22 protein-coding genes and 2 pseudogenes are annotated in these 21,316 nt (G+C 69.9%); 11 read left to right on the top strand and 13 right to left on the bottom strand.

Annotation, left to right across the window (positions count from 1 at the left end; translation table 11 throughout):
- Nucleotides 1-149 precede the first annotated feature (149 nt).
- From JOE48_RS12165 to JOE48_RS12150, 4 genes and pseudogenes are all read right to left on the bottom strand, one after another.
- Nucleotides 150-1,049 (bottom strand): annotated as a pseudogene (locus tag JOE48_RS12165) (helix-turn-helix transcriptional regulator); the annotation flags it as partial.
- A gap of 326 nt (nt 1,050-1,375) precedes the next feature.
- Nucleotides 1,376-2,314, bottom strand: coding sequence for a lytic transglycosylase domain-containing protein (locus JOE48_RS12160; RefSeq protein ID WP_210030061.1), 939 nt, complete (start codon nt 2,312-2,314; stop codon nt 1,376-1,378).
- Between the two features lie 220 nt (nt 2,315-2,534).
- Nucleotides 2,535-3,356 (bottom strand): Cof-type HAD-IIB family hydrolase, encoded by an 822-nt coding sequence (locus tag JOE48_RS12155; protein WP_210030060.1) that lies wholly within the window; start codon nt 3,354-3,356, stop codon nt 2,535-2,537.
- 4 nt (nt 3,357-3,360) lie between these two features.
- The gene (locus JOE48_RS12150) at nt 3,361-3,936 is read right to left on the bottom strand and encodes a gluconokinase (RefSeq protein ID WP_210030059.1); all 576 of its coding nucleotides are present in this window, start codon (nt 3,934-3,936) and stop codon (nt 3,361-3,363) included.
- A 174-nt stretch (nt 3,937-4,110) separates the two neighbouring features.
- On the opposite strand from JOE48_RS12150, the gene JOE48_RS12145 reads away from it, so the two are divergent.
- The 4 genes from JOE48_RS12145 to JOE48_RS12130 all read left to right on the top strand — a co-directional run bounded on the left by JOE48_RS12145 (nt 4,111) and on the right by JOE48_RS12130 (nt 7,521).
- Nucleotides 4,111-4,386 carry a DUF3072 domain-containing protein gene (locus JOE48_RS12145; RefSeq protein ID WP_210030058.1) on the top strand — a complete coding sequence of 92 codons (276 nt, stop codon included), beginning with the start codon at nt 4,111-4,113 and terminating at the stop codon, nt 4,384-4,386.
- Between the two features lie 184 nt (nt 4,387-4,570).
- Nucleotides 4,571-4,819: a Flp family type IVb pilin gene (locus JOE48_RS12140; protein WP_210030057.1), complete on the top strand. Its 249-nt coding sequence runs from the start codon at nt 4,571-4,573 to the stop codon at nt 4,817-4,819.
- A gap of 246 nt (nt 4,820-5,065) precedes the next feature.
- Nucleotides 5,066-6,235 (top strand): polysaccharide biosynthesis/export family protein, encoded by a 1,170-nt coding sequence (locus JOE48_RS12135; protein ID WP_210030056.1) that lies wholly within the window; start codon nt 5,066-5,068, stop codon nt 6,233-6,235.
- 149 nt (nt 6,236-6,384) lie between these two features.
- A complete protein-coding gene (locus tag JOE48_RS12130) occupies nt 6,385-7,521 on the top strand; it encodes a branched-chain amino acid ABC transporter substrate-binding protein (protein ID WP_210030054.1) in 1,137 nt (378 codons plus the stop codon).
- 27 nt (nt 7,522-7,548) lie between these two features.
- On the opposite strand, the gene JOE48_RS12125 is transcribed toward JOE48_RS12130, so the two are convergent.
- Nucleotides 7,549-8,115 (bottom strand): tyrosine phosphatase family protein, encoded by a 567-nt coding sequence (locus tag JOE48_RS12125; protein WP_210030052.1) that lies wholly within the window; start codon nt 8,113-8,115, stop codon nt 7,549-7,551.
- Between the two features lie 142 nt (nt 8,116-8,257).
- On the opposite strand from JOE48_RS12125, the gene JOE48_RS12120 reads away from it, so the two are divergent.
- Both JOE48_RS12120 and JOE48_RS12115 read left to right on the top strand, forming a co-directional pair.
- On the top strand, nt 8,258-9,397 hold the full coding sequence (locus JOE48_RS12120; RefSeq protein ID WP_210030051.1) for a TRAP transporter substrate-binding protein: 1,140 nt from the start codon (nt 8,258-8,260) through the stop codon (nt 9,395-9,397).
- 35 nt (nt 9,398-9,432) lie between these two features.
- Entirely contained in the window at nt 9,433-10,845 is a 1,413-nt protein-coding gene (locus JOE48_RS12115; protein ID WP_210030050.1) for a phosphatase PAP2 family protein, read from the top strand.
- 213 nt (nt 10,846-11,058) lie between these two features.
- Here the strand turns inward: JOE48_RS12115 and JOE48_RS12110 are convergent, their stop codons facing one another.
- Nucleotides 11,059-12,174: a hypothetical protein gene (locus JOE48_RS12110; protein ID WP_210030049.1), complete on the bottom strand. Its 1,116-nt coding sequence runs from the start codon at nt 12,172-12,174 to the stop codon at nt 11,059-11,061.
- 543 nt (nt 12,175-12,717) lie between these two features.
- Here JOE48_RS12110 and JOE48_RS12105 point away from each other — a divergent pair.
- The gene (locus tag JOE48_RS12105) at nt 12,718-14,112 is read left to right on the top strand and encodes a deoxyribodipyrimidine photo-lyase (RefSeq protein WP_210030048.1); all 1,395 of its coding nucleotides are present in this window, start codon (nt 12,718-12,720) and stop codon (nt 14,110-14,112) included.
- Here the strand turns inward: JOE48_RS12105 and JOE48_RS12100 are convergent.
- Nucleotides 14,064-15,152, bottom strand: coding sequence for a helix-turn-helix domain-containing protein (locus JOE48_RS12100; protein WP_245252805.1), 1,089 nt, complete (start codon nt 15,150-15,152; stop codon nt 14,064-14,066). The two genes, JOE48_RS12105 and JOE48_RS12100, sit on opposite strands and share 49 nt — an antisense overlap.
- A gap of 293 nt (nt 15,153-15,445) precedes the next feature.
- Here JOE48_RS12100 and JOE48_RS12095 point away from each other — a divergent pair, with 293 nt between their 5' ends.
- From JOE48_RS12095 to JOE48_RS12085, 3 genes are all read left to right on the top strand, one after another.
- Nucleotides 15,446-16,792 carry a chloride channel protein gene (locus tag JOE48_RS12095; RefSeq protein ID WP_210030047.1) on the top strand — a complete coding sequence of 449 codons (1,347 nt, stop codon included), beginning with the start codon at nt 15,446-15,448 and terminating at the stop codon, nt 16,790-16,792.
- A gap of 112 nt (nt 16,793-16,904) precedes the next feature.
- On the top strand, nt 16,905-17,084 hold the full coding sequence (locus JOE48_RS12090; protein WP_010685332.1) for a DUF1328 domain-containing protein: 180 nt from the start codon (nt 16,905-16,907) through the stop codon (nt 17,082-17,084).
- A 10-nt stretch (nt 17,085-17,094) separates the two neighbouring features.
- Nucleotides 17,095-17,949: an SDR family oxidoreductase gene (locus JOE48_RS12085; protein ID WP_210030046.1), complete on the top strand. Its 855-nt coding sequence runs from the start codon at nt 17,095-17,097 to the stop codon at nt 17,947-17,949.
- A 15-nt stretch (nt 17,950-17,964) separates the two neighbouring features.
- Here JOE48_RS12085 and JOE48_RS30275 read toward each other — a convergent pair.
- From JOE48_RS30275 to JOE48_RS12070, 4 genes and pseudogenes are all read right to left on the bottom strand, one after another.
- Nucleotides 17,965-18,168: pseudogene (locus JOE48_RS30275) on the bottom strand (PIN domain-containing protein); the annotation flags it as partial.
- A gap of 21 nt (nt 18,169-18,189) precedes the next feature.
- Nucleotides 18,190-18,369 (bottom strand): type II toxin-antitoxin system VapC family toxin, encoded by a 180-nt coding sequence (locus tag JOE48_RS30270; RefSeq protein ID WP_245252804.1) that lies wholly within the window; start codon nt 18,367-18,369, stop codon nt 18,190-18,192.
- On the bottom strand, nt 18,369-18,602 hold the full coding sequence (locus JOE48_RS12075; protein WP_312893417.1) for a type II toxin-antitoxin system VapB family antitoxin: 234 nt from the start codon (nt 18,600-18,602) through the stop codon (nt 18,369-18,371). Before JOE48_RS12075 ends, JOE48_RS30270 begins: the two co-directional genes overlap by 1 nt.
- A gap of 108 nt (nt 18,603-18,710) precedes the next feature.
- A complete protein-coding gene (locus tag JOE48_RS12070; RefSeq protein ID WP_210030044.1) occupies nt 18,711-19,670 on the bottom strand; it encodes a cation diffusion facilitator family transporter in 960 nt (319 codons plus the stop codon).
- Between the two features lie 137 nt (nt 19,671-19,807).
- Here JOE48_RS12070 and JOE48_RS12065 point away from each other — a divergent pair, with 137 nt between their 5' ends.
- Nucleotides 19,808-20,245: an HIT family protein gene (locus tag JOE48_RS12065; RefSeq protein WP_210030043.1), complete on the top strand. Its 438-nt coding sequence runs from the start codon at nt 19,808-19,810 to the stop codon at nt 20,243-20,245.
- 3 nt (nt 20,246-20,248) lie between these two features.
- Here the strand turns inward: JOE48_RS12065 and JOE48_RS12060 are convergent, their stop codons facing one another.
- Complete coding sequence (locus JOE48_RS12060; protein WP_210030042.1) at nt 20,249-20,662, bottom strand: PilZ domain-containing protein; 414 nt, start codon at nt 20,660-20,662, stop codon at nt 20,249-20,251.
- Nucleotides 20,663-20,758: 96 nt separating this feature from the next.
- Nucleotides 20,759-21,145, bottom strand: a complete 387-nt coding sequence (locus JOE48_RS12055) for a YgjV family protein (RefSeq protein WP_409518576.1) — start codon at nt 21,143-21,145, stop codon at nt 20,759-20,761.
- Nucleotides 21,146-21,316: the final 171 nt, after the last annotated feature.

Genomic DNA, 21,316 nt, shown 5'->3' with positions numbered 1-21,316 from the left:
GCGCCGGGTCAGAGCGGGGTGGTGGACCCCGCTCCGCAGGGCCGATGGTCCGGCTCTAGCGTGGTGTGTTGCGCCGCGGTGATCAAGGGCCGACGCGCCGGAAGGGCTGCGTTGACGGCATGGCTGTCACCGGGCCGGCCGGCAGCGGATCAGTCCGCTGTCGGCACCGGGTGCTTGAACCGGGCCTCGATCGCCGCCGTCAGCCGGTCCAGCATCGTCTGAACCGGAATATCGGAGGTGTCGACGGTGGCCGGCGCCCGCGCGTAGAGCGGTTCCCGGCTCGCCAGCACGGCGCGCAGTTCCTGCATCGCCGAGGCATGATCACCCGTCGTGGCGAGATGGCCCTGCTCGCGGACACGGCTCATGTGCTCCTCGGGCCGGGCGCGCAGCCAGATCGTGTAGAAGGCCTGGAGCAGCAGATCGTAGGTCAGCGGCTCGGCGACGATCCCGCCGCTGGTCGCCAGGATCAGCGGTCCGGGATGCTCGGTCAGCCGGCGCAGAGCCGCCTGCTCCAGGCGTCGGTAACCCTCCTGGCCGTAGATCGCGAAGATCTCCTGCACCGACAGGGCGTTCTCGCGCTCGATCTCGGCGTTCAGCTCCACGAAGGTCCAGCCCAGGCGCTCTGCCGCGAGCTTGCCGAGGGTCGACTTGCCGGCGCCGCGCAGGCCGATCAGCGCCACCCGCGGGCGATTGCTCGCCTCCGGCCGGTTGCCGCCGGAGAGCGCCTCCTTGGCGGCGGCGATCTGGGCCGGGCTGGCCTGGCTGAGAAGGTCGCGCACCAGAGGCCAGTCGGGCAGGGCGTCGTTGCCGGTGATCAGGTCATCCAGGCGCACGCCCATGGCGTTCGCCACCCGCCGCAGCAGGATGATCGAGACATTGCCCTGGCCGCCTTCCAGCTGCGCGATGTAGCGCTCGGAGAGGCCCGAAGTCTGCGACAGGACCTTGCGCGACAGCCCGCGCACGGTGCGCGCGTGCCGAACGCGGCGCCCGAGGTCCGTGAGAAAGTGAGATTCCTGTTCCACCACGCCGCTCATGGCGTCGTCCGCTTTCCTGCCAGCTCGAAAGCAGAGACCGTACCCTGCATACCTGCCGCTTCGCGATCCATCGCACTCCGCGATCCCGCAGGGCAGCGAGCTGCCCGAGCATCTGCGCGGAGACTGACGTATCCTGCCCTGAGGTCTGTGTTGCGCCGCCTGTGTCCGGCCGCTGCAACCGGGCGCCGATGCAAACCGGGCCGGTCCAACCACGCTGCTGGCGTGTCGCCTATGTGTTGCGGAACGCCCCGATGGTCAAGCCTTGGGCATGATCCTTGTGTGGGCAGTTGGGCGGCCGACGCAGTCTGCGTCCGGTCGAACGCGGCGGCTCCGCGCGTCTGTCACTCGACCGGCAGGGCCACGGCCTCGCGTACGGCCACACTGGCGGGCGCGCGCCGCGGCGTGGCGGCCGCCAGCATCTGAACGGGCGGACGACGCGGCGGCAGCGGCACTTCGACCGCCTCGGCGGCCGCAGCGGCCTCGGCCTGCGGCTGCGGAGACAGGCGCAATTCCGCGATCGCGGTGGGACGCGCGTCCGCCACCGCGACGGCACTGCCGAGGCCCACGGGCCGGCGCGGCGGGAGCGGGACCTCCACGGCCTGGACCGCAGCGGCCTGGTCCGCCGGGGCCGCGGCGGCCGCAGTCGGCTCGACGGACAGGCTCGCGAGCTGGACCGTGGCCCCGTCGAGGGCGGCTGGGCGGCGCGGCGGCAGGGGCACCTCGACCCGCTCGCTCGGCACCTCCGCCACCGCCGCGGCACTCGGCGCGTAGGCCAGGGCGGACGCGGCCGTGCCGGCGTTGCGATCTGCCGCGCCGCCGCCGAACAGGCTCGCCAGGGCGCTGGCCGACGCCGCCACGGGGGCGACGACCGAGGCGACCTCGGTGGAGATGCCCTGGCGCTTGGCGGCGTAGTAATAGCCGCGGTTGTAGTACTGGTAGGCTTGACTGACGTTCCCCTGGGCGGTGCGGTACGCGCCCGCCAGATACGCCACGCCGTAGCGCAGGTTGGTCGCCGGATCGTAGAGTCCCGCGGCGTCGCCCGTGTAGCCGAGGCTGCGCGCGGTCGCGTGCTTGATCTGCATGAGCCCGAGGGCGCTGCCGCCCTTGGCTTTCGGGTTGTAGTTGCTCTCGCGCTTGACCACCGCGTGGACGAAGCTTGCCGGAACCCCGTTGGCCTTGGCCTGCTGCTCGATCAGCGCGTCGATGTTGTCGCGCGCGCCCTGCCCGAAGGCGACGGCGGGCACGACCGCGATGGCGGCGGCCAAGAGAAGGCGATGCATGCCGAGACCCGGAGCTGCTTGTTCTGTGGCTAAGCTAGGTCGCGGGCAAATGAGGCCGGAAAGCGGCCTCGGTTCGGCAGCCTGTGGGCGACGGGTGCATCGGGCATGGTCGCGCCCGGATCTGTGTTTCGCCGGCAACAGCCGTGCGGCCCTCCGGGCGCCGGCGGCGTTATCCACAGGTTGATGCGGAGGCGCGCGCACCGGCGCTGCGGGAAGCGCGTCAGGGCAGGATGAACCGCGCGACGCCGTGGGCGAAGCCGTCCGCGTCGTTGCTGTCCGTGACGGCGTGCGCGGACGCCTTCACCGCCGCCTCGGCATTGCCCATCGCCACCGAGAAGCCGCTGCAGGCGAACATCGGCCGATCGTTGCCGGCATCCCCGAAGGTGGCGATCCGCTCGGGCGGAATGCCGAGATGCCCGCTCATCCAGGTCACGAACCGGCCCTTGTCGAGGTCGGGCGGCGTGACGTCGAGATAATAGGCCTGCGAGCGATGCACCGTGGCCCGGTCGGCCAGGGCCGCCCCGATCTGCGCCTCGCAGGCGGCGAGGTGGGCGGGGTCGCGGCTCACGCCGACGATCTTGGCGGCGGCGCCCATGAGCGTGCCGAGATCGTCCACGACGCGCGGCTCCGCGCCGATCGTGCGGCGTTCCAGATCCGTGTAGGGGCCGTCCGGATCGCGCAGGCACCAGGCGCCTTCGGCGAAGACCCAGACATCGAGCCCGGCGGCCAGGAGCTGATCGAGCGCGGCCCTGGCCGCGGCTTCCGGAATGAGGCGCTCCGCGATCGGCGACAGGTCGGGCCGCACCACGCTGGCGCCGTTGAACGCCCCCATCGGCAGATCGAGGCCGAGCTGGGCGACGAGAGCCCGGAGCCCGATCGGCGGTCGCGCTGAGGCGATGCTGAAGCCGATCCCGGCCGCGCGCAGCCGGCTCACGGCCGCGACCGTGGCGGCGGTCAGGCGCTTGTCGCCGGTCACGAGGGTGCCGTCGACGTCCGAGATCACCAGGGCGATCCCGGCGGCTTTGGTGGGCCCCGATCCCATCGATTCACCCTGCTCCGGTCTGGGCGCGCGCTTCGGCCGCGAGCTGTGCCACGACGCGATCGGCGATCCTCTCGGGCGGCTCGGTGATCCCGACCGTGATCGGGTGCTCGTCCGGACCTGGCGCCTCCAGCGTGGCGAACTGGCTGTCCAGAAGACGGGGCGACATGAAATGTCCCTGCCGCGCGACGAGGCGGCCGGCGATCAGGGCCCGGTCGCCGTCGAGGAAGACGACGCGCACCTGGCGGTTCCCGCCGGTGAGGACGTCCCTGTAGGCCCGCCGCAGGGCGGAGCAGACCACCACGCCCGATTCCCCTGCCTCAAGCCGATGCCGGACCCAGACCGCGATCCGGGCCAGCCAGGGCGCGCGATCCTCGTCGTCCAGGGCGTGCCCCGCATGCATCTTGGCGACATGCTCGGGGGTGTGGAAGCTGTCGCCGTCGACGAAGATCCAGCCGAGCTTCTCGGCGATCAGGGCGGCGACGGTGCTCTTGCCCGAACCCGAGACGCCCATGACCACGAGGACCTGCGCGGCGCTGGCTGGACTCCCGGCATCGTGCGTCGTCCTCGTCTGCGGACTCATCAGGATCACCGCGGCTCCGCGGCGCACTGGGCGCCGTGAGGTTCATCAATAGGACGGGGACCAGGGAAGGAAAGATCGTCGCATCAATCCGGGGACCGTTCGGCGGGCCAGGAACCACCCCGCAAACCGCGCGTTCCCCTCCGCGAAGACAGAACATTTCAGGAACATAGATCCATGGCCAACACCGCCGGGAAGTCAGCCTCGAAGACCGATCAGAAGGCCGCAGGGTCTGCGGACAACCCCAAGACCGACCCCAAGGACAGCTCGAACCAGATCAAGGATCCGGACCAGTGGACCACCGGCGGCGAGCCGATGACCGGCGCTCAGGCGTCCTATCTCAAAACGCTCTCGGAGGAGGCCAAGGCTCCCGAGGCGTTCGACCCGGAACTCGACAAGGCCGAGGCCTCCAAGCGGATCGATGATCTGCGCCACAAGGCCGGTCACGCCTGACCGACCGGCGGGCGCGTCCGGGTGATCGGGCGCGCCCTCGTGGGGGTCAATCCCTGTTGAAGCCTGTGCGACGACCCTGTTTCGCGCAATCCATTAAGCCGGCGGCAAGTGCAGGGACGCTAGACGGGATCTCGGGCTGAGCGGCCACGCGCATGGCACCGCTTGCCGAGAGGGCGTTTCGACCATGGACGAGCCGAGTTGCGGCAGGACGGGGGCGGGCACCCCGCTGTTCCGGATCCTCGCCGGCCTCGCAGGTCGGACGACCGCCGAAGGAATACGATTCAAGCAGGATGCGCGCGGATCGACGGCGCTGGAATATGCGCTGATCGGCTTCCTGGTGTTCGTGGTCGCCGTCGGAAGCATCCGGTTTTACGTGTCGCGCCTGAATACGGTCTACGATCGGATCAACACGGCCATCACCCAGGCCAATTGAGAACGCCGGACCGAGGCGGGCGACGCCGATCCGCCCGGGTTGCGGGGGGGGCCTTTTTCAGAACTCGATAGTGCTGACGTGCCGCCGCAAGCGGCATTGTGCGGTGCTTGCCCCGAAAAAGCTGTGCTTAGCGAGGATGAATCCGCCGGCTCGACCGTCGCGGGTGCAGTGTGGCCCACCCGCTACGGACACCCGGGCGGCCTTGGGCTAGGCACGGGCTCGGCAATACCGATGGGCAACATCTGGATGCGCACACTTCCCCTTGCTCTGCTCGCCGCGACGGCGATGTCGGGCTGCACGTACCTGCCCGCGGCGGGTCCGACGGCGAGCGCGATCCAGGCGGGTGCGGAGGTTGCGACCGCCGATGGCGGCCTGGTGGCGCGCTACGAGATCATCGACGTCACCCCCAGCGTGGTCGAGGCCCTGCGCGGCCGTCCGCTGGACAGCCTGCTCGCCTCGTTCGGCGACCACCGCCCCTCGACCGAGCCGGTCATCGGCATCGGCGACATGGTCTCGGTCTCGGTCTGGGAAGCCGGCTCCGGCGGCCTGTTCTCCGGGCCGCTGGTCGCCGACCGGTTCTCGGCCGGCTCCAAGTCCGCCCTCATCCCCGAGCAGCCGGTCGGGCGCGACGGCGCCATCTCGGTGCCCTATGCCGGGCGCATCAAGGTCGCCGGCCGCCGCACCCAGGACGTGCAGGCGCTGATCGAGACCGAGCTCGCCGGAAAGGCCATCCAGCCGCAGGTGCTGGTCTCGGTCACGCGGCCGATCAGCCAGGCCGTGACCGTCACCGGCGAGGGCGCGGCCGGCGCCCGCCTGCCGCTCTCGGGCCACGGCGACCGCATCCTCGACGTCATCGCGGCCGCCGGCGGCAACCGCGCGCCGGTCAGCGAGACCTTCGTGCGGCTCTCGCGCGGGCCGGTCACCGCCACCGTGCCGCTGACCGCGGTGGTGTCGAACCCCAAGGAGAACATCTACCTGCGGCCCAACGACGTGCTCACGCTGGTGCGCGATCCGCAGACCTTCATCGCGGTCGGCGCGCTGGGCAACAGCACCGAGCTGGCGTTCCAGGCCGACGGCATCACCCTGGCGCAGGCGCTGGCCAAGGCCCGCGGCCTGTCAGACTTCACCGCCGACCCGGCCGGCACGTTCATCTTCCGGTTCGAGCCGGCCAGCGTCGTGCGCCGGCTCAGCCCCGGCTCGCGGCTGCTCGGCACGCCGCTGGTGCCGGTGGTCTACCGGATCGACATGCGCGACCCCAACAGCCTGTTCGTCTCCCAGGCGTTCCGGATGCGCAACCGCGACCTCGTCTACGTCTCGAATGCGCCGTTCACCGAGGTCTCCAAGGTGCTCTCCGCGTTCAGCGGCGTCACCGGACCGGTCTCCTCAATCGCCACAGCTTACGCCTACACGAAGTAGAGGCGCCCCGCCTTCGGGGGCGCGGCGGAAAAAAATCGCGTTTCCCGTGATCCTCGCGTATGGGCTTCGAGTGCGGTGCGGGAAACTTGTGGACATTGTACTCCGCTTCGCCCGTGGCTGCCGTACGCAAGGATGCCTAGAAGAGGCCGATGAAGATCGGACGCGTCGTCCCCGCAGGTGGGCCGTTCCGGCCCGCGCTGATCTCCCTGAGCCTGTGTGTTGCGCTCCTGTCAGCCGCCCCGGCGGCGGCCGACATGGTGATCGGCGTGGCGGTTCCGCGCTCGGGACCCTACGTGGCGGTCGGGGAGCAGGTGCTGCGCGGGGTCGAGGCCGCGGCCCGCGACGCGAACGCCATGGGCGGCCTCGACGGCCAGGCCGTGACCCTCGACGTCCAGGACGACGCCTGCGACTCCAACACCGCGACGGCGGTGGCCAACCATTTCGTGCGCTCCGACGTGCGCCTCGTCGTGGGCCATGTCTGCTCCAACGCCTCGATCGCCGCCTCCGACATCTACGCCCAGAACGGCGTCGTGATGATCACCGCCGCCTCGGTGGCGGCGCGGCTCACCGACCGGGGGTTGCCGACCGTCTTCCGCGTCTGCGGGCGCGATGACGATCAGGCCCGGCTGTCGGCGGCCGTGCTGGCCGAGCGCTTCCGGGACCGGAAGATCGCGCTGATCCAGGATCCGACTCCGGCGTCCCGCACCCTCGCGGCCGCCACCAAGGACAATCTCAACCGCATCGGCGTCAACGAGGCGCTGTCGCTGTCCTTCTCGCCCAGCGACGCCGACGATGCCGCATTGGCGGATCGCCTCAAGGCCGCGGGGATCGAGGTGGTCTATTACGGTGGTGATGCCGTCGAGATGGGCCGCTTGGTGAAGGTTGCCGCCGATCGGGGTTTTCGCCCGCAATGGTTCGGCACCTCGGCGATCGCCACGCCGGACTTTGCCAAGATCGCCGGGCCGGCGAGCAACGGCGTGCTGATGACCTTCTACCTCGACCCGAGCCGGCAGCCCGCCGCGGCGAGCGTGGTGAAGGCGTTCAAGGCCGAGAATGTCGATCCGACCGGCTCGACGATCTACGGCTACGCAGCCATGCAGGCCCTGGTCGCGGCCGGCAACTTCGCCCATTCCGCCGCGCCGAGGGCCATCGCCCAGGCCCTCCACACGGAGCGTTTCGACCTCGTGCTCGGGACGGTGGGCTTCGACGCCAAGGGCGACGTCACCGCGCAGGGCTACGTGCTCTACGTCTGGAAGGACGGGAGCTTCACGCCGGCCGGGAAATGACGGCCCGCGGGCGGGTCTTTTCGCGCCCTAGCCGCTCGCGGCATCGACCTCCGCGCCGCGGCCCAGACCGCGCAGCAGGTCGGCGAGGTGCGGCCGCACCTGCAGCTGCAGGGCGTGAAGCTGCCGGACCGCCTCGCTGAGCTGGCCGTCCCGGTTCAGCATCGCGTCGGCGAAGCCGATCATCCGGGCATTGGGCCAAGCGGGCTCGCGCAGGGCGTGCAGGCGCGCGACCAGCGCCGCGGCGGGCGTCTGCGGCTCGGCCTGGGCGAACAGGGTCAGCAGCGCGGCCGTCGAGCGCGACAGCCCGTAGTGGCAATGCACCAAGAGATGGGCGGCGCCGTCGAGCTGACGTCCGAAGTCCAGAATGGCTTCGACGTGCGCGGGCTCCGGCGGCACGAGGCCCTCGCCCGGGCCCAGGCAATCGTGGAAGCGCAGGGTGGTGCGGGTATGACGGCCGTAGCCCGCGAACGCCTCGGGTTCCGGCGTGCCGGGATCGAGCAGGGACAGGACATGGCTGACGCCGCGCGCGCCGTGGCCCGTCAGCTCCTCCAGGCCGCAGACGGTGTGCAGGGTGACGGCGGGCTCTGATCGCATCCGCGGCGCCTAGCACGGGCGAACGCCGGTTTCGAGGCGGAACGGAACTGGCCCCGGCGCCCGCGACTTTCGAGAACCGGCGCGGACGTGCTACCTGCGGCCGCCGATCCCGCGCCGGCCGGATCGGAGTTGCTCGAACGAGATGCCGTTGGACGAGACTCACATCGCGCACCCCCCTACGGCCGGGACGCGGCGCCGGACGGTGTTGACCGCCGGCCTCGGCGCGGCCGCCGCGATCGCCGGTCCGCTGGCGGCTCCCGCCCGCGCGGAGGGCGCCCCCGAACTGCGCTGGCGCTTGTCCTCGGCCTACGCGAAGAGTCTCGACATCCTGTTCGGCGCCCCCGAGTCGCTCAGCCGGATCGTGGCCGAGGCCACGGATGGACGCTTCCAGATCCAGGTGCAGGGGCCGGGCGAGCCGGTGCCCGCGGACGGCGTGCTGGACGCCGTGGCGGCGGGCACCGTCGAGATGGGCCACGGCCCCGCGACGCTGGGCATGGCCAAGGACCCGACCTTCGCGCTCGCCACCGCGATCCCGTTCGGCCTCAACGCGCGGGGCGCCGCCGCCTGGTGGCAGGCGGGAGGCGCCGCCGAGCTCTTCGGCGAGGTGTTCGCGAGGGCCGGCTTGGTCTGCCTGCCCGGCGGCAATACCGGCGCCCAGATGGGCGGCTGGTTCCGGCGCGAGATCAAGAGCCTCGCCGACCTCCAGGGCCTCAAGTTCCGGATCGGCGGCATGGGCGGGCAGGTGCTCGCCAAGTTCGGGGTCCAGCCGCAGGCGGTGCCGGGTCCCGAGATCTACGCGGCTCTGGAGAGCAAGAAGCTCGACGCCGCCGAGTGGATCGGCCCCTACGACGACGAGCGGCTCGGCCTGCAGAAGGTCGCACCGGTCTATCACTATCCCGGCTTCTGGGAGGGCGGCGCGATGCTGCACTTCTGGTTCAACGCCGAGAAGTGGAAGGCGCTGCCGAAGGCCTATCAGGCCGTTCTCCGGATGGCCGCCGCCGAGGTCGGAGCCGATGTTCAGGCCAAGTACGACGCGCGCAACCCCCAGGCCCTGCGCCGGCTCGTCGCCGCGGGGGCGCAGCTTCGCCCCTTCCCTCAGGAGGTGATGGAGGCGGCCCTCAAGAACGCCAACGACGTCTACGGCGAGATCGCCGCCAAGAACCCCGATTTCCGCCGGATCTACGAGGCGATGCGCACCTTCCGCAACGAGGAATACCTCTGGTTCCAGGTGGCGGAGTATACCTACGACAATTTCATGATCCGGGCGCGGGCGCGGGGATAGCGTCCGGCCGGGCAACGATGAGCGGGGAGGGCTGGATGGCCGGAGCGCTGAAGGTCGGGTTGGTGCTGCTCGGGGCCGCGCTGCCCCTCCAGGTGCAGGCGCAATCCGCCGCCAACCTGACGGCCCTGCGCGGGCTCGTCCCGGTGGCGCGGCTGCAGACCTCGCCGGACGGCCAGGCGGCGCTCGACGCGAATCTGCGGGTCACCGGCGATATCCAGACCGGCGATCTCAAGCAGCCGATCCTCCTGCCGTTCCCCGAGCAGCAACAGCTCGCCCTGCGGGACTGCTTCATCACCGACGGCAACGCCGCCAACCTCGCCGACGGCCTCGGCACTGCGCTGGCCCAGGCCTACCACGCCAAGGCGACCTACAGCGACTACAAGACCTTCACGAGCATCGCGCCGGCGGTTGCCGATCTGATCGGGTACACCAACAACGTGAGCAAGTCGGATTCGAATTCCGGCAAGTACTTCTTCGCCAACGCCACCACCAACGGCAAGCATCCGGTCTCGGCCGAGGCCGCCGCGATCCTGGCGGACGGCGCCGTGACCGACGTGTTCGGAAAGGCCTACGACCGGCCCGCCGGCAGCCCCGGCGCCGACCGCTACGGCAATTCGCGGCCGTTCCAGACCCTGCCGCGCCTCCGGGCCTATCGTGGCAAGGACTATTTCGGCGATCCCTCCCACAGCCTCGACTGGCTGCGCGGCCCCTCGCAGGATCTCGTCGACAGCCCATCCTACCCGAGTGGTCACACCACCTACGGCTATACCGAGTCCATGCTGCTCGCGCTCCTCGTGCCGGAGCGCTACCAGCAGATGGTCGCGCGCGCGGCCGAGTACGGCAACGACCGGATCATCGTCGGAGCCCATTACGCGATGGATGTGCTCGGCGGGCGGGCGACCTCGCTCCACGCCCTGGCCCACCTGCTGGCCAACGATCCGGCCTATGTCGGCCAGATCCGGAAGAACCCGGCCGTGCTCGACAAGGCCAGCGCCCAGGCCGACAAGATGGTGTCCGTGACCGATTACCGGGCGCTCCTGACGGAAGCCCGGGCGGCCATGACCGCAGCGCTGAAGGCCGGCTGCGGCGACACGGTGGCGGCCTGTGCCGCGAAGGATGACGGCCGGTTCAAGGATCCGGCCGCCAACGCGGCGTTCTACGCGGCGACCCAGACGTACGGCCTGCCGGTGGTGCATCCGGAGATCGCCGGTCGCCGGGCGGACGTGGCCAAGGTCGCCCCGGAGGCGGGCCACCTGCTGACCGCGGCCTTCCCGGCGCTGACGCTCGACGAGGCCAACGCCATCCTCACCGACACGCAGGGACCGGGCGGCGGCTTCCTCGACGACGGCTCGGAGTTCGGCGTCTATTCCCGCCTCGACCTCTACACGGCGGCCGGCAAGGCCGCGGCGCTGGCGGCGAGCCGCGGCGGGGCCAGCGCGACGCGCTGAGCGCGCGGCGAGCGGGTCCGGGCGATGCGCGCGCAGACGCCAGCGTCTTTGCGAGCGGAGCGAAGCAATCCAGGCGGCGCCACGCTTTCCAAGGTGGTGCCCCCCTGGGTCACTCCGCTGCGCGCGTGATAACGGCGCGGCTCAGGCAGGCCGCCAGGGTCGAGCGGGCCCGTCGTCTGGCGCGCCGCTCTCACGGCGACCGGTCGCGTGCGCTCACGGCGTGCGCTTGCGCAGCACGAAGTCCCCGAGCGCCAGGAACTTCTGCGCCCGCTTGCCGGTGTCGACCTCGGTGGTGAACACGTTGCCCTTCGAATCGACCGCGAGGTTGTGGACCCAGTGGAACTGGCCCGCCATGCGCCCGTTCCGGCCGAAGGCTCCGACCACCTCGCCGGTGGCCCGCGACAGGGTCCGGACCTCGTTGTTGGCCCCGTCGGCGTTGAGCAGGTAGGTCTCGTCGGCGTCCGGCCACAGGGCCAGCTCCCAGACCGAGCCGTTCGCCCGGGTGTTCTTCTCGACGAAGAACTCCTTCACGAAGGTCCCGTCCTTCTTGAACACCTGGATGCGGTCGTTCGTCCGGTCGCAGACATAGACCAGCCCGTCCCGGGCGATCCGCACGCAATGGACCGGATTGGCGAATTGCTGCGACGGCGCCGCCGCCGGGTCGTAGGGGCCGAGCTTGTCGTCGGTCGGCGGCTTCCCGTAGGCGCCCCACATCCGCTTGAACGCGCCCGTATCGCGGTCGAAGACGATGATGCGGTGGTTGTAGTAGCCGTCCGCGACGTAGACCTCGTTCGCCGCCATGTCGAAATCGACATTGGCGGGCCTGCCCAGGCGGCTGGTGTCGCGGCTGTCGGTCTGCGGGCCTGACTTGCCGATCTGCAGGACGAACTTGCCGTCGGGCGTGAACTTCAGGAGCTGCCCGTCCTGGTCGCCGTTGCCGGCGATCCAGACGAAGCCCTGGCCGTCGATCTGGATTCCGTGCTCGTTGGTCGGCCAGTCGTAGCCCGCGCTCGGGCCGCCCCAGCTTCGCAGGAGCGTGCCGGCCTGGTCGAATTCCAGCACCGACGGAGCCGGCTTGCAGCATTTGGTGCGCGGCGGATCGAGGCTCGCGGCCTTCTCGTCATCGGTCAGCGTCCGGGGCCGCTGGATCACCCAGACATGGTCCTGCGCGTCCACGGCGACGCCGGACGCCTGGCCCATGATCCAATCATTCGGCAGCGGCTTCGGCCAGGCCGGGTCGACCTGGAAGCGCGGTGCATCCGCCGCAGGCGCCGGACCGGCGAGAGCGAGCAGGCAGGCAAGTGCCGGCAGCGCGGCGAAAATCCTCATGGCGTATTCCCTCCCGCGCCTGTCCCGACGCTCGCGGCCAGCATGGCGCTCGGCGCAGGCGGGATCCAGCCATGCGGGGGCGCTCCGGTGACAAAGGACGCCGAACCAGGGGCCGAAAAAGAAAAAAGGCCACTCCCGAAGGAGCGGCCCGAAGTCTAGGGAGGAAACGCCCAAGAAGGGCTGCGGAAGGGCGACGCCATCGCTCTCCCGCGCTGCACAATCTGCGCTCGCCGGAGAAAATTGCAAGGGGATCAGGACAGCATGGCTGTCCTTTTGTGCTTTTGCACATGAGTCCGCGGGAGCCTGTGCTGAAAATGTCGCAGGCGGTGCAGCCTGACCGAAGTCTGAATTTTCCCGAGCCGCCGCGGCGGAAGATCCCATAAGTTCCTGATCAAGCGTGGGTTTGTCGGATCAGGCAGCACGCCGTTCAGCGGTTCGACTGCGTCTTCTTATTTCTCGCCCTCCGAGAGACGAATTCGCCATGCGCTCTAGCTCTCCGGCCAAGTCTTCCGCGTGGCGGGTGAAGCAAGGGTCAGGGTGCGCATGGCGATTCAGGGTGAACGGACCCGGGTTCTCAACGATGTCGAGCCGCGTGGAGACGGGGATTACGTCCTGTACCTCCTGCAGCAGGCCAATCGGGCCCATTTCAACCCGGCCCTGGAATTTGCGATCGAGGAGGCGAACCGGCTGAACCTGCCGGTTGTGGCCTGCTTCGGCCTGCTCGATGGCGCGAGCGGTTTCCCCGAAGCCAATGCCCGTCACTACGCCTTCCTGCTTCAGGGGCTCGCGGATGCGAAGGCGGGTCTCGAGAAGCGCGAGATCGGCTTCGTGATGCGCAAGGCCTCGCCCGCCAAGGTTGCGATCGACCTGTCCGCGGACGCGGCGCTCCTCGTCCTCGACCGCGGCTATCTCGCCATCCAGAAGGGCTGGTACCGGGAGATCGCCGCGGCCGTCACGACGCGGATCGTTCAGGTCGAGGGCGACGTGGTGGTGCCCGTGGAAACGGCCTCGCAGAAGCATGAATACGCCGCGCGGACGCTGCGGCCGAAGCTCAACCGGCTTTGGGACCCGTTCCTCGCGGAGCTGGCGCCGCGCAAGCTGAAGCGCAAGGCGGAGGGCCTCAAGCTGAAGTCCGAGATCGACGTCTCCGACCCGGAGGCGGTGCTGGCCGGCATGAGCCTCGACCGGGTGGTCGGGCCGGTGAAGCGCTTCACCGGCGGCGAGACGCAGGCCCGCAAGCGCCTCAAGGCGTTCCTGAAGGACGGGTTCGCGGGCTACGGGGCCGGGCGCAACAGGCCGGAGGCCGCCGCCGCCTCGCATATGAGCCCGTACCTGCATTTCGGCCAGATCTCGCCGGTGGAGATCGCCCTGGCGGTGCGGGAGGCCAAGATCGGCGATGCCGACGACCACAGCGCCTATCTGGAGGAGCTGATCGTCCGGCGCGAGCTCGCCATGAACCACGTCTTCTACACGGAAGGGTACGACGATTACGACCGGGCGGTGCCGGACTGGGCGCGCAAGACCCTGGCGGAGCACGCCGAGGACGCCCGCCCGCACACCTATTCGGAAGACCAGCTCGCGGCCGGCGAGACCCATGATCTGTACTGGAACGCGGCGATGCGCGAGATGCGCGAGACCGGCTACATGCACAACCAGCTGCGGATGTACTGGGGCAAGAAGATCCTCGACTGGTCGCCCTCGCCCAAGGAGGCCTTCGCGCGCACGCTCCGGCTCAACAACCGCTACTTCCTCGACGGGCGTGATCCGAACTCCTTCACCAACGTCGCCTGGGTGTTCGGCCTTCACGATCGCCCGTGGCAGAAGCGCAAGATCTTCGGCACGGTCCGCTATCAGAGCGAGAACTCGCTCAAGAAGTTCGACGCCAAGGCCTATGTGAAGGCGGTCGAGGCGCTCTGCGCCGCGGAGGCGGACGGGTAGGGCGGGTCCGGCTCCGATCGGGTCCGGGTCAACGCCGCATGCCGGTAGTCGCGCGGGCTGACGCCGTAGCGGTCGCGGAAGCGACGGGAGAAGTGCGCCTGATCGACGAAGCCGCAACGGTAGGCGACCTCGCCGAGCCGAATATGGAGGCAGCCCGGATCGCTGAGGTATCGCGCGGCCTTCTCGAGCCGCCGCTCCCAGATGTGGGCGGCGACGTTGCGCCCGTCCTCGCGAAACAGCGCCTGCAGGCGGCGCAGCGACACGCTCGCCGCGGCCGCGACCTGCGTCGGTCCCAGATCGGGATCGCCGAGGTTCTCGGCGATGTGAGCTTTGGCCCGCTGGAGGACCAGCGTCCCGTGAAGGGCCTTGGGCGTGTCCAGCGCCAAGCGCTCGGCGAGGCTTGCCGCGACAAGGTCGATCGCCACGGCGGTCATCCGTTCGGCCTCCTGCGGCGAGAGCCGGTCTCCCACGTTCAGAAGGTTGCTCACGAACGACCGGGCCAGGGTGGCGGTTGGCAGATGGCCGCCCACGGTCAGGCCGGCAAAACGCCGGGTGGAGCCCAGCATGGCCTCCAGCCATCCCCGCGGGATCTGAATGGCGAGCACCTCGCTATATCCTTTGTGCTCGATCGTCCAAGTCCTGTTCGTGTCGCGTATTGAGAAGTCTCCAATATTGTCGGTACTCGAACGATCGTATTGTTCTGAATGCACGGCCCCGGACAGTACCATGCTCATGAATAGCTGATCGGTCTTGTGATTTTCGTGCCGCAGCGTCTGCGTCGTTGTCGACGCTCTTAAATTGCTCAATGAAAATTTCGTGAACTGCAGGCTCCCGATGCTGGTCCCTTCGATCACGGCATCGAACGGATCCTCGCCCAAGCAGCTTTGCGCCATCGGAACGAGACGGTCTTCGCAGACGTCCCGCCACTGTCGGAAGCGATCTCTCGAGTGTACTTCATCGGTGGTGAAGATAGTCTGCATCACATCGGTCTTATGGACGGTCTTGTCGTGGGCCGCAACTTCGGCCTCTCGCATCGCCATCCCGCCGATCGGGTGGGAACCCGCTGGCCGGACAACCGGCTCCGAAGGTCTGACGAGGACTGTATGGAGCGGATCTGAACCGGCGCATCCGGGCGACCGGGGCGCGCCGGTTCCCAGCACCCGTCTGGCCGTCGGCCTCGTCGGCCCTTCGCCTCCGCAACCGCGATGTGCCGGCGAAGGCGTCCGGCTTCCGAGAGGGTCCCTTATCCATCGATTGCGGTATAGCGTTCGCTCCGCCAGCGCGGGTGCAGTGCTCAGACAGGGTCGAGATGCGGGACGAGGCGCAGGAGACGATGGACGCCCCGCCCGCGAAGCGCTCGCGCTACCGCCGCTCGATCATGCGGCTGCGCTCGGCCTCGATGGAGGCCTATCCGCTCTGGCGCGGCCGGCTGCTGTTCCTGGCCGGCGGCATCGGCGTCGGCCTCGCCGCCGTGCTCATGGCCAAGGGTGCGGATCTCGCGCAGGACGGATTCCGGCGTCTCATCGCGATCTCGCCGCTGATCGCCCTGGTGCTCACGCCGGCGGGGTTCGCGCTCGCGGCGCTCCTCGCCCGCACGGTCTTTCCGAACTCGCAGGGCTCGGGCATCCCGCAGGTGATCGCCGCCCGCCACGCCCGCGACGCCGGCTTCCGCTACGCCCTGATCTCGCCGCGGGTCGCCTTCGGCAAGGTGATGGTCCTGTTCCTGGGGCTGCTCTGCGGCGCCTCGGCCGGCCGCGAGGGGCCGACCGTGCAGGTCGGTGCCGCGATCATGGCCGCCTTCGGGCGCCTGACGCCGGAGCGGCTGCCGGGGCTGCTGCTCGCCGGCGGCGCGGCGGGCGTGGCGGCGGCGTTCAATACGCCGCTCGCCGGAATCGTGTTCGGGATCGAGGAACTGGGCCGGGCCTACGAGGCGCGCTCGTCGGGGCTGATCGTCGCCGGGATCGTGGCCGCGGGCCTGACCTCCCTCTGGCTCCTCGGAAACTACACGTATTTCGGAACGACCCAGGCGGAGCTGCCGCTGGCCGCAGGCTGGATCGTGGTGCTGATCGCCGTCTTGGGCGGACTCGCCGGCGGCGTGTTCAGCCGCGTCGTGATCCTGTTCGCCCGAGGCCTGCCCGGCGCCGCCGGGCGGCTGGTCCGGGGCCGGCCGGTCGTCTTCGCGGCCGCCTGCGGCCTGTGCGTCGCCCTGTGCGGGCTCGCCTCCGGCGGTGCCGCCTACGGTACCGGCTACGAGGAGGCTCGGGCGATCCTCCACGGCGACGCCGCTGCCGGGTGGAGCTACGCGCCCCTGAAATTCGCCGCCACCGTGCTCAGCTCGATCAGCGGCATCCCGGGCGGCCTGTTCGCGCCCTCCCTGGCGGTCGGGGCCGGGATCGGCGGCACGGTCCACGGCCTGCTGCCGGACATGCCGGTGGGGGCCCTCGTGCTGATCGGGATGGTGGCCTATCTCACCGGGGTGCTCCAGGCGCCGATCACGAGCTTCGTCATCGTCACCGAGATGACCCAGAACCACTCGATGATGATCCCCCTGATGGTGGCCGCGCTGATCGCCGACGCCGCCTCCAAGGCGGTCTGCCGCGGCGGGCTCTACCACACCCTGGCGGAGATCATGCTGGAGCGCGCCGATGTCCCGGCGCAGCCGGTGACCAAGACCGCCTGACCGATCTTGAGAATAAAAGCGGACCGGGCTGGATTCTGCGGAACGGTCTCGCTTGGTGCCGGTTGAGGCAGCAAATGTCAGCCCGCCCTGCGGGCCAAGCCGGAGTGACGCCATGACCCTTCTGAAGTGGGCCCTCATCTGCTTCGTGATCTCGCTGATCGCGGGCGGGCTCGGATTCACCGGCATCGCCTCGGGCGCGGGCTCGCTGGCGCGGATCCTGTTCGGGCTGTTCCTCCTGATCGCCATCGTGATCGTCGTGATCGCCTTCGCGGTCGGGCAAGCGGTGTTCTGAGGCCGGCGCGATGCGGGACCGGGTCTGCCTCGTCACCGGGGCGACCAACGGCATCGGCTACGAGACCGCCCTCGGGCTCGCGCGCTGCGGCGCGCGGGTCGTGATGGTCGGGCGGGACGCGGAGAAGGCGCAAACCTGCGCCGCGCGGATCCGCGCGGCCGTGCCCGGCGCGGCTGTCGACGCGCACATCGCGGATCTGTCCGCCCAGGCCGAGATCCGGCGCCTCGCCGGTGTCCTGCGCGACGCCCATCCGCGCCTCGACGTGCTGGTGAACAATGCCGGTGCGATCTTCGACCGGCGCACGCTCACCGTCGACGGCATCGAGCGCACCTGGGCCCTCGACCATCTGGGCTACGTGCTGCTCACCCTCGAACTGCTCGACACCCTGAAGGCCTCGGCGGCGGCCGGGGCCAAGCCGCGGATCGTCAACGTCGCCTCGGCGGCCCATTACCGGGGCCATATCGACTTCGACGACATCGAGGGCACCCGGCGCTACGGGGCGATGCGGGCCTACGCCCAGGCGAAGCTCGGCAACGTCCTGTTCACCTACGCCCTGGCCCGGCGCCTCGGCGGCAGCGGCATCACCGTCAATGCCCTGCATCCGGGCGTGATCAACACCGGCTTCGCCAAGAACACCGGCGGCCTGTTCGGCTCCGCGTGGTCGCTGATGCGCCCGTTCCTGACGAGCCCTGACAAGGGCGCCGAAACCTCGCTCCACGTCGCGAGCGCGCCCGAGCTCGACGGCGTCACCGGCCGCTACTTCTCGCATCGGCGGCCGAAGCCCTCTTCGGCCGAGAGCCGCGACGAGGCCGTGCAGGAACGGGTCTGGGCGCTCAGCCTCCGGCAGGTCGGCCGGAGCGACTGAAATGACGGACGCGGTTCAGAGATGGACCGCTTTCAGATCCGTCTTGGAGAAATCGCGTCCCTTGAAGAGCATCGGCGCACCGCTGGCGATGGCGCACGCATAGGACAGGCAGTCGCCGACGTTGAGTTGGGCCGGATGGCCGTGGCCTTTTCCGTATCTGGCAGAGGCCTCGACGGCTCGGCGGGCCACGGCGTCGGTAATCGGGATGACGGCGATCTCGGCCGCTGCGAGAAAGCTGTCCTACAGGTCGTTCGCCTGCGTCACCTCGAGGCTGAGGATGCGCGCGAGATCGATCATTGCCGCCAGGCGGACATGTGCCCCCGTCTCCCGGGTTCTGGCGTTCTCGATCCGCGCGAGGACGGTGCCGGCCTCGGTCTCGTCTGCCAGAATTGCCACGATGGCGGATGTCTCGACGAACATCACGCGCCCCAGAGGTCGTCGCGTTTGGCCTCGGTCAGCGGAGCTTGCCGCGTCTTCGTTGTCGCCGCCAAGGCCCTCGCACGAAGCGCGCGCACGCGCTCGGCCAACGGGACAGCCGCGTCCGCGCGCCGGATCTCGTTCTGAAGCGCGCGTCGGATGGCGGCCGTGAGGTTGGGCGCACCGGTCCTCCTCATCACCATCTCGGCGAGCGTGCGTACCTCCGGGTCTCGGATGCTCTGCTTGAAAGCGCCTCCGCGTCACCCCGCGTGTAGGGACGCCTGTGTGTCGTTCGTCCATACGGCGCTCGGTGCAGAGGCGGGGCCTGACGCACGCGGCGCCCGTCACGCCGCCGCCCGGACCCCGTGTTCGCCCTGCTGCTGGATCTCAATGAACACCCGGGTCACGTCCGGGCTGCGCTGCTTCAGCGCCCGATCGAGACGCGTCACGAGACTCTCGACCTCGCCGGCACTCAGGTCGTCGGCCATGTCGATGCTGAGATTGACCAGGATGTCGGACGGGCCGAGGTGCTGGGTCAGCACCTCGTTGACGTGGAGCACGCCCGGCTCGGCTCGCGCCAGCGCGCCGATCGCCGCCACGATCTCGGGGTCGGCCGCCTCGCCGATCAGCAGGCCGTGGGTCTCGATCATCAGGAACCCGGCCATGCCGACGAGCACGAGCCCGATCCCCACCGAGGCCCAGCCGTCGAGGCTCGGCATCTCCAGGATGTGGGACAGGCACACGCCGGCCAAAGCGATCAGGAGGCCGATCAGCGCGGCGGCGTCCTCGGCCAGCACCGTGAACAGGGTCGGATCCTTGCTGCGCCGGATCGCCCGCACGGCCGAGAGCTTGCCCTTCTCGGCCCAGAACTGGCGCAACGCCACGAAGAACGACGTGCCCTCGGCCGCGATGGAGAAGCCCAGAATCGCCACGTTCACCCAGATCCCCGGCAGCCGGTATCCCAGGATCTCGGCATCCACGTCGGGCTCCGGATGGCGGATCCGCGCGATGCCCTCGTAGATCGCGAACAGGCCGCCGCCGAGGAAGATCATCAGTGCGACCACGAAGGCATAGAAGTAGATCTCACGCCCGTAGCCGAACGGGTGGCGCGCGTCGGCCGGCCGCTCGGCCCGCTTCATGCCGATGAGCAGCAGCACTTGGTTGGCCGTGTCGACCACCGAGTGCACACCCTCGGCGATCATCGCGGTCGAGCCGGTCAGCGCCCCGCCGACGAACTTCGCCGCCGCGATGGCGAGATTGGCGCCGGCCGCCGCGTAGATCGCCCCCGTGCTCTCATGCGCCATCCGGTACCCTCCTGCACGCCGTCACGCGCGGCGTCGGCCGCGGCGGTGCAAGCGTTCCGGCGCGCCGCCGGTTCCCGTGTGGACGCGGACCGAGACCCCGTGCAACCTGCGCCCGCTCAAGAATGCCCGGAGGCAGCATGGCCGACGCCCGCTACGATCCCGACAATATCTTCGCGAAGATCCTGCGGGGCGAGATCCCGTGCCAGCGCGTCTACGAGGACGCGCACACGCTGGCCTTCATGGACGTGATGCCCCAGGGCGAGGGCCACACCCTGGTGATCCCGAAGGCGCCGGCCAGAGGGCTGCTCGATGCCGAGCCCGAGTCGCTCGGCGCCCTGATGGCCAGCGTCCAGAAGGTCGCCCGCGCCGTGAAGGCGGCGTTCCAGGCCGAGGGGCTGACCCTGTTCCAGTTCAACGAGCCGGCCGGCGGCCAGACCGTGTTCCACCTGCACGTCCACATCATCCCGCGGCGCGAGGGCGTGTCGTTGACGCGACACGAGGGCGGGATGGCCGACAATGCGCTCCTGGCCGAGCACGCCGCGAGGATCCGCAAGGCGCTCGAAGAGCAGGTCTGACGCTCAGGCCGCGCTCACCGAACCGCCCGCCTGGGCCATGCTGGCGAGCAGCCGGCGCAGGGCGGCGTTCTCCGTCTCCAGCTCGCTGACGCGCTTCAGCAGCATGGCCAGGGTCGCCTCGGTCGAGGTCGGATCGGGGGCGGACGCCGAACCGGCGCCGGTTCGCGCCGGCTCATCGAACGTGACGCCGATGCCGTCCTCCCGGCGCCAGCGCAGGGTCGCCCGGTATGTGCGGTCCTTCTGCGGGATGTAGAGGTCGAACGCCTCCGGGAGCGTCGTGGCCTCGCTCATGACCAGGCGCGCGCCGGAGGAGGACATATCCCGCACGAGGCAGTCGAAGCTCGACGACGCGTTGTTGAAGACGATGCGGCCCTTGAGGAAGACCCTCTGCCGCGTCTCTTTGCGATGCTCGGACATGCGGCCGGCTCCGAAGTGCTGACGATGCCCGGATCCTGCCTGCCAGCCCTTAAGGAATCTTGGTCGGGATACCGGAGTCGCGGCTCGTTCGAGCGCTCAATTGTTGATGGACCGGCAGCGGCCGGCGCCGCGTCCCTGCGATGCCCGCAAGCCTTCTATGACCCCCAAGCCTTCCGGCTCGACCGTGCGGGTCTCAACGGCGCGCAGCAGCGCGATCGCGAGACCGCAGATCGTCAGCACGTCGCAGGTCAGGCCGAAGACCGAGCCGACCAGCAGGTTGTGGCCGCCCCAGCACAGGGAGGCGCCGAGGAAGAGGCGCCGCATGGGCTGTGGCGCCGTGTGGAGCCGTGCGGCCGTCGCGAGCAGCGTGCCCGAGGCCGCGCAGGCCGACGGCCATCCGCTCCATGTGGCCACCGTCAGGCAGGCGGCCACGAGGGTGCTCGCCGCGAACAGCGGCGGGACCCAGGCGCTCCGGCCCGGCATGCCCACGCACCGCCGGGAGACGAGACTCTGCATCACCGAGATGGCGCACATCGCCGGCCGGTCAGCGCGCCGCGCGTCAGGTAATGGGCACCGAAGCAGGCGGCACAGGCCGCCGACGCCGAGAGGAGCCGATCCCGGCGCGGCATGAGGCCCGCGATGAAGCCGAGGCAT

Origin of the sequence: Methylobacterium sp. PvR107 (assembly GCF_017833295.1) — a bacterium.
Classification (GTDB): Bacteria; Pseudomonadota; Alphaproteobacteria; order Rhizobiales; family Beijerinckiaceae; genus Methylobacterium.
The sequence above is the reverse complement of the archived record's forward strand: the minus strand, read 5'-3'. Positions and strand labels throughout refer to the sequence as shown.

Excerpts from the sequence above, each read along its gene's own strand:
- JOE48_RS12100 (WP_245252805.1), bottom strand. The coding sequence starts at position 15,152 with ATGGCGATGCGAGAGGCCGAAGTTGCGGCCCACGACAAGACCGTCCAT.
- JOE48_RS12090 (WP_010685332.1), top strand. The coding sequence starts at position 16,905 with ATGACCCTTCTGAAGTGGGCCCTCATCTGCTTCGTGATCTCGCTGATC.
- JOE48_RS12145 (WP_210030058.1), top strand. The coding sequence starts at position 4,111 with ATGGCCAACACCGCCGGGAAGTCAGCCTCGAAGACCGATCAGAAGGCC.
- JOE48_RS30270 (WP_245252804.1), bottom strand. The coding sequence starts at position 18,369 with ATGTTCGTCGAGACATCCGCCATCGTGGCAATTCTGGCAGACGAGACC.
- JOE48_RS12130 (WP_210030054.1), top strand. The coding sequence starts at position 6,385 with ATGAAGATCGGACGCGTCGTCCCCGCAGGTGGGCCGTTCCGGCCCGCG.
- JOE48_RS12105 (WP_210030048.1), top strand. The coding sequence starts at position 12,718 with ATGGCGATTCAGGGTGAACGGACCCGGGTTCTCAACGATGTCGAGCCG.
- JOE48_RS12150 (WP_210030059.1), bottom strand. The coding sequence starts at position 3,936 with ATGAGTCCGCAGACGAGGACGACGCACGATGCCGGGAGTCCAGCCAGC.
- JOE48_RS12125 (WP_210030052.1), bottom strand. The coding sequence starts at position 8,115 with ATGCGATCAGAGCCCGCCGTCACCCTGCACACCGTCTGCGGCCTGGAG.
- JOE48_RS12135 (WP_210030056.1), top strand. The coding sequence starts at position 5,066 with ATGCGCACACTTCCCCTTGCTCTGCTCGCCGCGACGGCGATGTCGGGC.
- JOE48_RS12070 (WP_210030044.1), bottom strand. The coding sequence starts at position 19,670 with ATGGCGCATGAGAGCACGGGGGCGATCTACGCGGCGGCCGGCGCCAAT.
- JOE48_RS12060 (WP_210030042.1), bottom strand. The coding sequence starts at position 20,662 with ATGTCCGAGCATCGCAAAGAGACGCGGCAGAGGGTCTTCCTCAAGGGC.
- JOE48_RS12055 (WP_409518576.1), bottom strand. The coding sequence starts at position 21,145 with ATGCCGGGCCGGAGCGCCTGGGTCCCGCCGCTGTTCGCGGCGAGCACC.
- JOE48_RS12095 (WP_210030047.1), top strand. The coding sequence starts at position 15,446 with ATGGACGCCCCGCCCGCGAAGCGCTCGCGCTACCGCCGCTCGATCATG.
- JOE48_RS12065 (WP_210030043.1), top strand. The coding sequence starts at position 19,808 with ATGGCCGACGCCCGCTACGATCCCGACAATATCTTCGCGAAGATCCTG.
- JOE48_RS12085 (WP_210030046.1), top strand. The coding sequence starts at position 17,095 with ATGCGGGACCGGGTCTGCCTCGTCACCGGGGCGACCAACGGCATCGGC.
- JOE48_RS12110 (WP_210030049.1), bottom strand. The coding sequence starts at position 12,174 with ATGAGGATTTTCGCCGCGCTGCCGGCACTTGCCTGCCTGCTCGCTCTC.
- JOE48_RS12120 (WP_210030051.1), top strand. The coding sequence starts at position 8,258 with ATGCCGTTGGACGAGACTCACATCGCGCACCCCCCTACGGCCGGGACG.
- JOE48_RS12115 (WP_210030050.1), top strand. The coding sequence starts at position 9,433 with ATGGCCGGAGCGCTGAAGGTCGGGTTGGTGCTGCTCGGGGCCGCGCTG.
- JOE48_RS12160 (WP_210030061.1), bottom strand. The coding sequence starts at position 2,314 with ATGCATCGCCTTCTCTTGGCCGCCGCCATCGCGGTCGTGCCCGCCGTC.
- JOE48_RS12140 (WP_210030057.1), top strand. The coding sequence starts at position 4,571 with ATGGACGAGCCGAGTTGCGGCAGGACGGGGGCGGGCACCCCGCTGTTC.
- JOE48_RS12155 (WP_210030060.1), bottom strand. The coding sequence starts at position 3,356 with ATGGGATCGGGGCCCACCAAAGCCGCCGGGATCGCCCTGGTGATCTCG.